The sequence below is a fragment of the Bacillus cereus group sp. BfR-BA-01381 genome, from assembly GCF_022663555.1.
Lineage (GTDB): Bacteria > Bacillota > Bacilli > Bacillales > Bacillaceae_G > Bacillus_A > Bacillus_A pacificus.
The window spans coordinates 1-8,890 of record NZ_JAKUFR010000133.1; the positions used below are offsets into that span (position 1 = coordinate 1).

The following is an 8,890-nucleotide window of genomic DNA, read 5'->3' on the forward strand; positions in this document are numbered from 1 at the left end:
GGAAACGATAACCAAGGCGGAAACAATAATCAAGACAATAACACAACAATTGATCCAAACGCTCTTAAAGACGGTGAATATAGTATCGTTTTTAAAGTGTTAAAAGATAAAACTGAAGAAATTTCAATGATGAACACGTATACGAAGAGTCCAGGTATCTTGAAAGTAAAAGATGGTAAGAAATATGTATCATTCACATTAACGAATAGCTCATGGATTACAAAATTTGAGTTTGAAAAGAATGGTGCGTTCATCGATGCGAAAGTATTAGGAGCAAATAAAGAGCAAGATACAAGAGTAGTAGAAGTGGAAGTAGATGATTTATCTAAAAAGTTAAATGCAAAAGTGAAAGTGGATATTGATGCAATGAATTATCATCATTTTTACGATATTCAATTTGTATTTGATAAAAATAGTATTCAAGCTTTAGGTAATCAGGGTGGAGACAATAACCAAGGTGATAACAGTAATCAAGGCGGAAACGATAACCAAGGTGGAAGTAATAACCAAGATGGTAACGATAATCAGGGCGGAAACAACAACCAAGATGGAACGAATAACCTAAATGAAAATCCAACAGTTGATCCGAAAAATTTAAAAGACGGTCAGTACGATATTGCTTTTAAAGTGTTAAAAGATAAGACTGAAGAAATTTCAATGATGAATCAATATGTTGTAAGTCCAGCAAGATTAACTGTGAAAGATGGTAAGAAGTATGTTGCAATGACACTAAAAAATAGTGAATGGATTACAAAATTCCAAACAGAAAATAATGGTGGATTTGCAGATGCGAAAGTAGTAAGTGAAGATAAGGCTGCAAATACAAGAGTCGTAGAATTTGAAGCTAATGATTTATTTGCAAAATTAAATGCAAAAGTAAAAGTAGATATCGATTCAATGAACTACCATCACTTCTACGACATACAAATTCAATTTGATACGACGAAGATTGGTGCTGTAGGAACGGTAAAAGAAGAGCCGAAGAATGAACCGAAAAATCCGGTAATTACGCCGAAAGTAGATAATGTAAAAACAATTGCTACGCCTGATTTTAACCGAAATGCAGATGGTAAGAAGAAAAATGAAGCTACAAATAATGAGGCGAAAAAAGAAAAAAACTCAAAAACGGCAGATACAGCACAACTAGGTTTATACATGGTGCTACTGCTTGGTTCACTTGCTTTACTAGTTCGTAAATATAGAGCAGGTAGATTGTAATTTTTGAAGTCTTGATGCATGTTGGCGTGCATCAAGACTTGTTTCATATTGTATGGAAAGGAGTGGTGATTGAGAGTGAAGAAAATTGCAAGTGTACTAATGGCTATTATTTTATTAGTGAGTATAGCTGGGTGCTCATCATCAAAGAAAGAAACGGCGAAGCAGGTAAAGAGCGAGAGTAAAGAGAGAGTTGTTGCAACGACAGTCGCTGTAACTGAAATTATGGATGCATTAGAAGTAGATTTAGTTGGTGTTCCAACAAGTTCTAAAATTTTACCAAAACGATATAAAGGTTTACCAGAAGTAGGGAATCCGATGAGCCCTGATATGGAAAAAGTAAAATCATTAAAGCCGTCAGAAGTATTATCCGTGACAACACTTGAATATGAATTAAAGCCAGTTTTTGATGGTGTGGGTATGAAAGCAAACTTTTTAGATTTAACAAGTTTGAAAAACATGCAAAATTCAATTAACGATTTAGGTAAGAAATATGGACGCGAAAAGCAGGCGGAAGAAGTTGTGACTAAGTTAAATAAAAAAGTCGCTAGCATTCAAAAAGAAGTAAAAGGAAAGAAAGAACCGACAGTGCTTATTTTATTAGGTGTTCCGGGGAGTTATTTAGTGGCAACAGAGCATTCTTATATTGGAGATTTAGTAAAACAACTAGGTGGTAAAAACATTGTACAAGGTGAACAAGTAGAGTATTTAGCTTCTAATACAGAGTATTTAAAGAAAGCTGATCCAGATATTATTTTACGAGCAGCACACGGTATGCCTGATGAAGTTGTAAAAATGTTCGATAAAGAATTTAAAACGAATGACATTTGGAAACATTTTGCGGCAGTTAAAAATAATCGTGTTTACGATTTAGAAGAGCGTTTATTTGGAACGACAGGAAACTTAGCAGCAATTGAAGCGTTAGATGAATTGAAAAAAATGATGTATCCGTGATGCATTTTAATATAAAGGAAGAGTGGAATGAATAAAAAAACTTGGAGTTTCCTCATTGTTACTGCATTACTTATTGTTATGACATCATTGTCAGCAACAAAAGGGAGTTTAGAAGTAGGTATTGTTGACCTTGTACAAGGGATATTTACAGGGGCCAATGAAGATGTTGAAGTAATTAAAGATTTACGTTTCCCGCGCATTATTATTGCACTATTTACTGGAGCAGCTCTTGCTGTTTCAGGTGTGCTCTTCCAAGCTGTTATGAAAAATCCACTTGCTGACGCTGGTGTAATCGGGATATCTTCAGGAGCAAGTTTTATGACGCTTGTTATTATTACGTTATTCCCGCAATTCTTTTTCTGGACACCAGTATTCGCCTTTTTAGGTGGTGCGTTTGCATGTTATCTCGTATATGCATTTTCGTGGAAATCAGGGTTAAGTCCACTTCGCATTATTTTAGTTGGTATAGCTATTAATGCGATGTTTACTGGATTAAATGAATCGTTCGTTACGATTTGTGGATATTTCATTAAGAGTATTAAGCAAACGACGACTTCTAACATAACGATGAAGACGTGGGGTGATGTAGAAATAATGGTTACGTATGGAACAATTGGTCTTATTCTTGCACTGTTGGTAGGAGCTTGGTGTAACTTATTATCACTACAAGATAAGACTGCGAAAAACTTAGGTTTGCATGTGACGAGAGTTCGTCTTATTATTTCTGCCATTGCAGTACTTTTAGCGGCAGTATCAACAGCGATTGCAGGAGTCATTGCTTTTGTTGGATTACTTGTTCCGCATATTTCGAGACAACTAGTTGGTTCAGACCATAAAGTGTTGATTCCATTTTCTGCTCTTGCAGGAGCGTTATTAATTTTGACGGCGGATACGATTGGAAGGTTAATTGTGCCACCTAATGAAATTCCAGCAGCAACAATTATGGCGGTCATTGGTGGGCCATTCTTAATATTCTTGCTTAGAAAGAGTGATAAAGTTCATGGAAATTAAAAATGTAACCTTTTCATACGATAATGTAACAAATCGTTTAAAGTCTGTTAGTAGTGAAATAGAAATTGGGAAAATTACAACAATCATTGGTCCGAATGGTTGCGGGAAATCAACATTACTTGGTGTTATGTCTAGAAATCATGCTCCTAATAGTGGGGAAGTAATACTTGATGGAAAAGCGATTAGTGAGTATAAACCGAAAGAGTTTGCTAGAAAGTTAGCAGTTGTCCATCAACAAAATGAGGCGCCAGCAGATATTACAGTGGAAAAACTAATAAGCTTTGGACGTATGCCATATAAAAATGTTTTTTCTTCGCAAACTGATGAAGATAGAGAAGCAATTGAGCGTGCACTAACATGTACGAATTTGCAAAGTAAGCGTGAAAAGCCAATTCATGCTTTATCGGGCGGAGAGAGACAGCGGGTTTGGATCGCGATGACATTAGCTCAAAGTACACCAATGCTTTTCTTAGATGAACCGACAACTTATTTAGATATTTATTATCAGCTAGAAATATTAGAGTTAGTGAAACAGTTAAATGAAGTGTATGGATTAACGATTGTGATGGTACTACATGATATTAATCAAGCCATTCGTTATAGTGATCATATTATCGTTATGAAAGATGGGGAAATTGTTACGAAAGGTAATCCTAATGAGGTAATAACAGAAGAAATGGTTAAAGCAATATATGGTGTAGATGTCGTTGTAAAACAAGACGAAGATACAGGGTTATACATGGTACCAATGGGAATTTAAAGGCTGGGCATAATCCGTTTTGAGGTGATAATTTGAATAGTAAGAAAGAACGGAAAAAGAATTCTTTTTTTCAACGAATACTTACAATTGTATTTTTAGGAATCTTTTTCTATTCAATGTATGAATTGGGTGGGATTTTCATGGATTATTATGAAAATCGTAAAGTAATGGCTGAAGCGCAACATATTTATAAGAGAAGTCCAATGGAAGAAAAATCAGAAGATGGGGAAGTGCGTAAACAGTTTCAAGCTCTCCAAAAAATTAATCCAGAAATAGTGGGATGGATTACGATGGATGATACACAAATCAATTATCCAATCGTTCAAGCGAAGGATAATGATTACTATTTATTTCGTAATTACAAAGGCGAGGATATGAGAGCGGGAAGTATTTTTATGGATTATCGTAATGATGTGAAATCTCAAAACCGAAATACTATTTTATATGGTCATCGTATGAAGGACGGTTCTATGTTTGGAAGTTTAAAAAAGATGTTGGATGAAGATTTCTTCATGTCCCATCGTAAATTATATTACGATACATTATTTGAAGGATACGACGTTGAAGTTTTTTCAGTATATACGACAACGACGGACTTTTATTACATTGAAACGGATTTTGAAAGCGATGCAGCGTATACAGCGTTCTTAAAGCAAATTCAAGATAAATCCCTTTACAAAACGGATACGAAATTGACGGCTAATGATGAAATTATAACACTTTCTACATGTGACTATGCACTTGATCCAGAAGCAGGAAGATTAGTCGTGCATGCGAAACTAGTAAAAAGACAGTAAATAAAAAAGTATAGAATATGAGAAGTGGTAACGCTTCTCATATTCTATACTTTTAAAAAAACAGTCTTTACTGTGCTGCAGCCATTGGCATACGTACAACTTTCACATCATAGTAAGAGATTTTATTATCAAGAATATAATCTGGCATTCCACCTTGATGTGAGTGAGCTGCTTTAAATGCTGGGCTCTTTGTCCAACCTTGGAAATCTTCTTTTGCATTCCAGCGTGTGCTAATTGTTACCTCGTCATAATCAACTGTATTTTGCGTTAGAAGAACTTCTAATCCTAAAAATCCTGGCATTGTTTCGACTTGACCTACTTTATTAAAACGATCAATTAATTTATGTCCATTTCCCTTTGTAATTTTAGCTGTATTTGTAACAATAATCATGTTTATTCCTCCTATAAGTTGTAGCCTTTATTTTCGAGAACTCATATACATTAAATGATAATGAAAATCATTATCATTGTCAATGGTAAATATGAAATATATAAGTATTTTTTCTATTATGTTGGACAGTAAGATTTCCATTTCAAAATGTAGTAAATAGGTGGCGGTTAAGTGAGAGAATGAGTGAGTTGTACTAGCAAAGCAATAATATGGTATAGTGAAACGAGGCTGTTTTTTCAGTCTCGTTTTTCAAATGCTTCCTGTAGAGAAAGCATGCAAATGGAAAGGAAGTTATTATATGCGATCAGAAGTAACTGTAAAAATAAAACCGAAATTTATAAAAGAAATTAAAAGTGGATATCCGCTTATTTTAAAAGATGCGATTCAAAATTTAAATGATGTTCAGGAAGAAGGAACAATCATTAAAGTGGTAGATGAGAAGAACCACTTTGTCGGAAAAGGCTATTATGGAAAACAAAATAAAGGATACGGCTGGATTTTAACGAGAAAAGAGAGTGAACAAATTAATCAATCTTTCTTTGAAAGTAAAATAAAATCTGCCTTACATAAACGAAAGCAATTTTACAAATCAAGTGATACGACAGCATTCCGCGCCCTAAACGGTGAAGGTGATGGGCTTGGAGGCTTAATCATCGATTATTATGATGGCTATTATGTAGTTAGTTGGTATAGCGAAGGGATTTATACTTTCAGAGATGAGATTATAGCAGCTCTTCAAAAAGTAGCAAATTTTAAAGGTATTTATGAGAAGAAGCGTTTTGATACGAAAGGGAAATACATTGAAGGAGATGATTTCGTAGCAGGAGAGCGCGGTGAGTTCCCGCTTATCGTAAAAGAGAATGGTGTGAACTTCGCTGTTTATTTAAATGACGGAGCGATGGTTGGGGTATTTTTAGATCAGCGTAACGTGCGAAAACAAATTCGTGATAAGTATGCGAAGGGAAGAACAGTGTTAAATATGTTCTCTTATACAGGTGCCTTCTCTGTATTTGCAGCCCTTGGTGGAGCGAGCAAAACGACGAGTGTCGACCTTGCAAATCGTAGTTTAAGTAAAACGATTGAGCAGTTTAGTGTAAATGAAGTTGATTATGAAGCGCAAGATACCATTGTAGAAGATGTATTTCTTTACTTTAAATATGCAGCGAAGAAAAAAATGAAATTTGATATGGTCGTACTTGACCCTCCAAGCTTTGCACGTTCAAAAAAATATACATTTAGTGCAGCGAAAGATTATAAAAACTTATTAAAAGAAACAATTGCCATTACAGAAAATAACGGGATTATCGTTGCTTCAACAAATTGTAGCGCATTCGATATGAAAAAGTTTAAAGGCTTTATCGATACAGCATTTAAAGAAATGAATGGCAAATATAAAATATTAGAAGAACATTCTTTACCAGAAGATTTCCGTACAATCGATCAATTTAAAGAAGGAGACTATTTAAAAGTAGTTTTCATTGAGAAAATTAAAGGGTAATAAAGAAAAAGGAGCTCGAGTTTACTTGAGCTCCTTTTCTTATTGAATGATATTTTGTACTCTGCCCACTTGCCCGTCCTGCAAGCGCACTTTAATGCCATGCGGATGAGAAGGGGAGTTCGTTAAAATATCTTTTACAATGCCACGTGTTAATTTGCCAGTTCGTTGATCTTGTTTTAATACAATATCAACTTCAAGGCCGGGTACGATATTAGAACGTTTTTGTCCGTTCATTTATACACCTGTACGTCTACGTTGGTTGTTTGTTTTCTTTGTTTGTTGGTTTTGTAGTTTTTTTGTTTCTTGGCTTTGGTTTTTTGTATTTTGACCATTACCGTTACCTTGCTTTTTCTTTGCAAGTTGTTCACGCATTAAATCAGCTAAGCTTACTTTTTTGTTTTCTGACATGATAAGTCTCCTTTATATAAAGTTAATTATGAACTATCGTAGTAAATTTCATCATATCATTGTTATGGAAGGAAGGGAAGTTGGTTTGAAAATTCATATAATTGTTTCCAGTCTGTAGTAGTTACGATACAATTAAAATGTTAATGTTTGTAAAAAAGGGGATAGACATATGTCACATCATATTTTATTAGTGGAAGATGATATTTCAATTCAAGAGATGGTGCAAAAGTATTTAATAAAAGAGGGCTTTCAAGTTACAATCGCGTCTGATGGAGAGGAAGGTGTGAATACATATTTACAAGGTTCGTTTGATTTGATTATCCTCGACATTATGATGCCGAAGTTAGACGGATTAGAAGTTGTGCGCATTATTCGCGAGAAGAGTGCAGTACCGATTTTAATGATGTCTGCAAAAGATACAGATGTTGATAAAGCTGTTGGATTAGGACTAGGAGCAGATGATTACATTTGTAAGCCGTTTTCTATGATTGAATTAGCTGCCCGTGTAAAAGCAGGTATTCGGCGGTCTACGAAATATTCAGCTACAGAAACAACAGAAAAGATGATTCAAATTGGCGATTTAACAATCGATCCAATTAATTTTACTGTGGAAAAAAACGGGAAGCCTCTCAAGCTTACTTTAAAAGAATTTGAGATTTTAAAACTGTTTGTAAAGAATCAAAATCGTGTATTTACCAAAGCACAAATATATACGCTAATTTGGAACGAAGAGTATTACGGTGACGATAACGTTATTAATGTTCATATGAGAAGATTACGTGAGAAAATCGAAAGTGATCCATCTAATCCAGAATACATTAAAACGTTATGGGGTATCGGTTATAAGCTGGAAGTGATGTAATATGGTAAATTTGTTAATAGGTATTATTTTTATATTGTTATGTGTCATTTATATACAATATAAAATGAGGAAAAATAGTAGCAAAAATTTGCGATACACATATGAAAAGTTAGAAAGTATTGTTAATGAAAAAACAGGCGAGAAGTTACTCGTTATGACAGATGATCTAGAATTGCAAAAATTGTTAGTGGCAATTAATCAATTGTTAGATGCAAAACAGAAAACGAATGCAGATCATGCAAAAGTAGAAATTTCAATGAGAAAAATGCTTTCAAATATTTCACATGACTTGAAGACGCCACTAACAGTTATTCTTGGATATACAGAAATGTTAAATAAGGATAAAACGATGAATGAAGAAGAACAACAAATATTACTTGAAAAGGTGCATGTGAAAACACTAGAAGTAATGGAACTGATTCATAAGTTTTTTGATTTAGCAAAACTAGAATCTGGTGACAAGGCAATCGAGATGACAAAAGTAAATATGAATGAAGTTTGCCGTGAGAAAATTTTATCTTTTTATGATTTAGTGACGACGAAAGGTTTTCATGTTCATATTAATATACCAGAAAAAAATATATATGCACTTGGAAATGTAGAAGTATTAGGTAGAGTATTGAATAATTTAATATCAAATGCAATTACATATGGAGACGATGGAAAGACGCTCGGTATGACGTTAAGAGATGATGAAACGAATGTGTATATAGATGTATGGGATACAGGAAAAGGAATTGATGAATCTCATATTGATAAAGTGTTTGAGCGTATGTACACACTTGAAGATTCCAGAAATAGATTGTACCAAGGAAGCGGTCTAGGTTTAACGATTACGAAAAGGCTTGTAGAAGCGATGGACGGAGAAATACATCTTTCTAGTAAGCCGTATGAAAAAACAATTTTTACAGTTGCATTAAAGAAGATGCAGTTTTAGCTTGTAGAGAAGTAGATTCTACAAGCTTTTTTTTCAGCGTAAGGAATTTGTAAGGAA

At 34.2% G+C, this 8,890-nt stretch carries 11 protein-coding genes; 8 read left to right on the forward strand and 3 right to left on the reverse strand.

Annotation, left to right across the window (positions count from 1 at the left end; all coding sequences use genetic code 11):
* From MR079_RS26395 to srtB, 5 genes are all read left to right on the forward strand, one after another.
* The coding region (locus MR079_RS26395; RefSeq protein ID WP_242294920.1) for an NEAT domain-containing protein at positions 1–1,218 on the forward strand (1,218 nt) is incomplete at its 5' end.
* A gap of 69 nt (positions 1,219–1,287) precedes the next feature.
* Positions 1,288–2,169 (forward strand): heme ABC transporter substrate-binding protein IsdE, encoded by an 882-nt coding sequence (gene isdE / locus MR079_RS26400; RefSeq protein WP_011040739.1) that lies wholly within the window; start codon positions 1,288–1,290, stop codon positions 2,167–2,169.
* Positions 2,170–2,196: 27 nt separating this feature from the next.
* Positions 2,197–3,180: a FecCD family ABC transporter permease gene (locus MR079_RS26405; protein ID WP_139866481.1), complete on the forward strand. Its 984-nt coding sequence runs from the start codon at positions 2,197–2,199 to the stop codon at positions 3,178–3,180.
* Positions 3,170–3,940 carry an ABC transporter ATP-binding protein gene (locus tag MR079_RS26410; RefSeq protein WP_139866482.1) on the forward strand — a complete coding sequence of 257 codons (771 nt, stop codon included), beginning with the start codon at positions 3,170–3,172 and terminating at the stop codon, positions 3,938–3,940. The genes MR079_RS26405 and MR079_RS26410 overlap by 11 nt, the downstream gene beginning before the upstream one ends.
* A gap of 32 nt (positions 3,941–3,972) precedes the next feature.
* Entirely contained in the window at positions 3,973–4,737 is a 765-nt protein-coding gene (gene srtB, locus MR079_RS26415) for a class B sortase (protein ID WP_001086113.1), read from the forward strand.
* A gap of 67 nt (positions 4,738–4,804) precedes the next feature.
* Here srtB and isdG read toward each other — a convergent pair whose 3' ends face one another.
* Positions 4,805–5,128 (reverse strand): heme oxygenase, encoded by a 324-nt coding sequence (isdG, locus tag MR079_RS26420; protein WP_000587815.1) that lies wholly within the window; start codon positions 5,126–5,128, stop codon positions 4,805–4,807.
* A gap of 298 nt (positions 5,129–5,426) precedes the next feature.
* Between isdG and MR079_RS26425 the strand changes: the two genes are divergently transcribed.
* Entirely contained in the window at positions 5,427–6,626 is a 1,200-nt protein-coding gene (locus tag MR079_RS26425; protein ID WP_242294921.1) for a class I SAM-dependent rRNA methyltransferase, read from the forward strand.
* Positions 6,627–6,665: 39 nt separating this feature from the next.
* Here MR079_RS26425 and MR079_RS26430 read toward each other — a convergent pair whose 3' ends face one another.
* Positions 6,666–6,860, reverse strand: a complete 195-nt coding sequence (locus MR079_RS26430; protein WP_139866483.1) for a YwbE family protein — start codon at positions 6,858–6,860, stop codon at positions 6,666–6,668.
* The gene (locus MR079_RS26435) at positions 6,861–7,034 is read right to left on the reverse strand and encodes a hypothetical protein (protein ID WP_001293581.1); all 174 of its coding nucleotides are present in this window, start codon (positions 7,032–7,034) and stop codon (positions 6,861–6,863) included.
* Between the two features lie 169 nt (positions 7,035–7,203).
* Here MR079_RS26435 and MR079_RS26440 point away from each other — a divergent pair, with 169 nt between their 5' ends.
* Together MR079_RS26440 and MR079_RS26445 are read left to right on the forward strand one after the other, a co-directional pair.
* Positions 7,204–7,896, forward strand: a complete 693-nt coding sequence (locus MR079_RS26440) for a response regulator transcription factor (RefSeq protein WP_000018054.1) — start codon at positions 7,204–7,206, stop codon at positions 7,894–7,896.
* 1 nt (position 7,897) lies between these two features.
* Positions 7,898–8,833, forward strand: coding sequence for a HAMP domain-containing histidine kinase (locus tag MR079_RS26445; protein WP_139866484.1), 936 nt, complete (start codon positions 7,898–7,900; stop codon positions 8,831–8,833).
* Positions 8,834–8,890 lie beyond the last annotated feature (57 nt).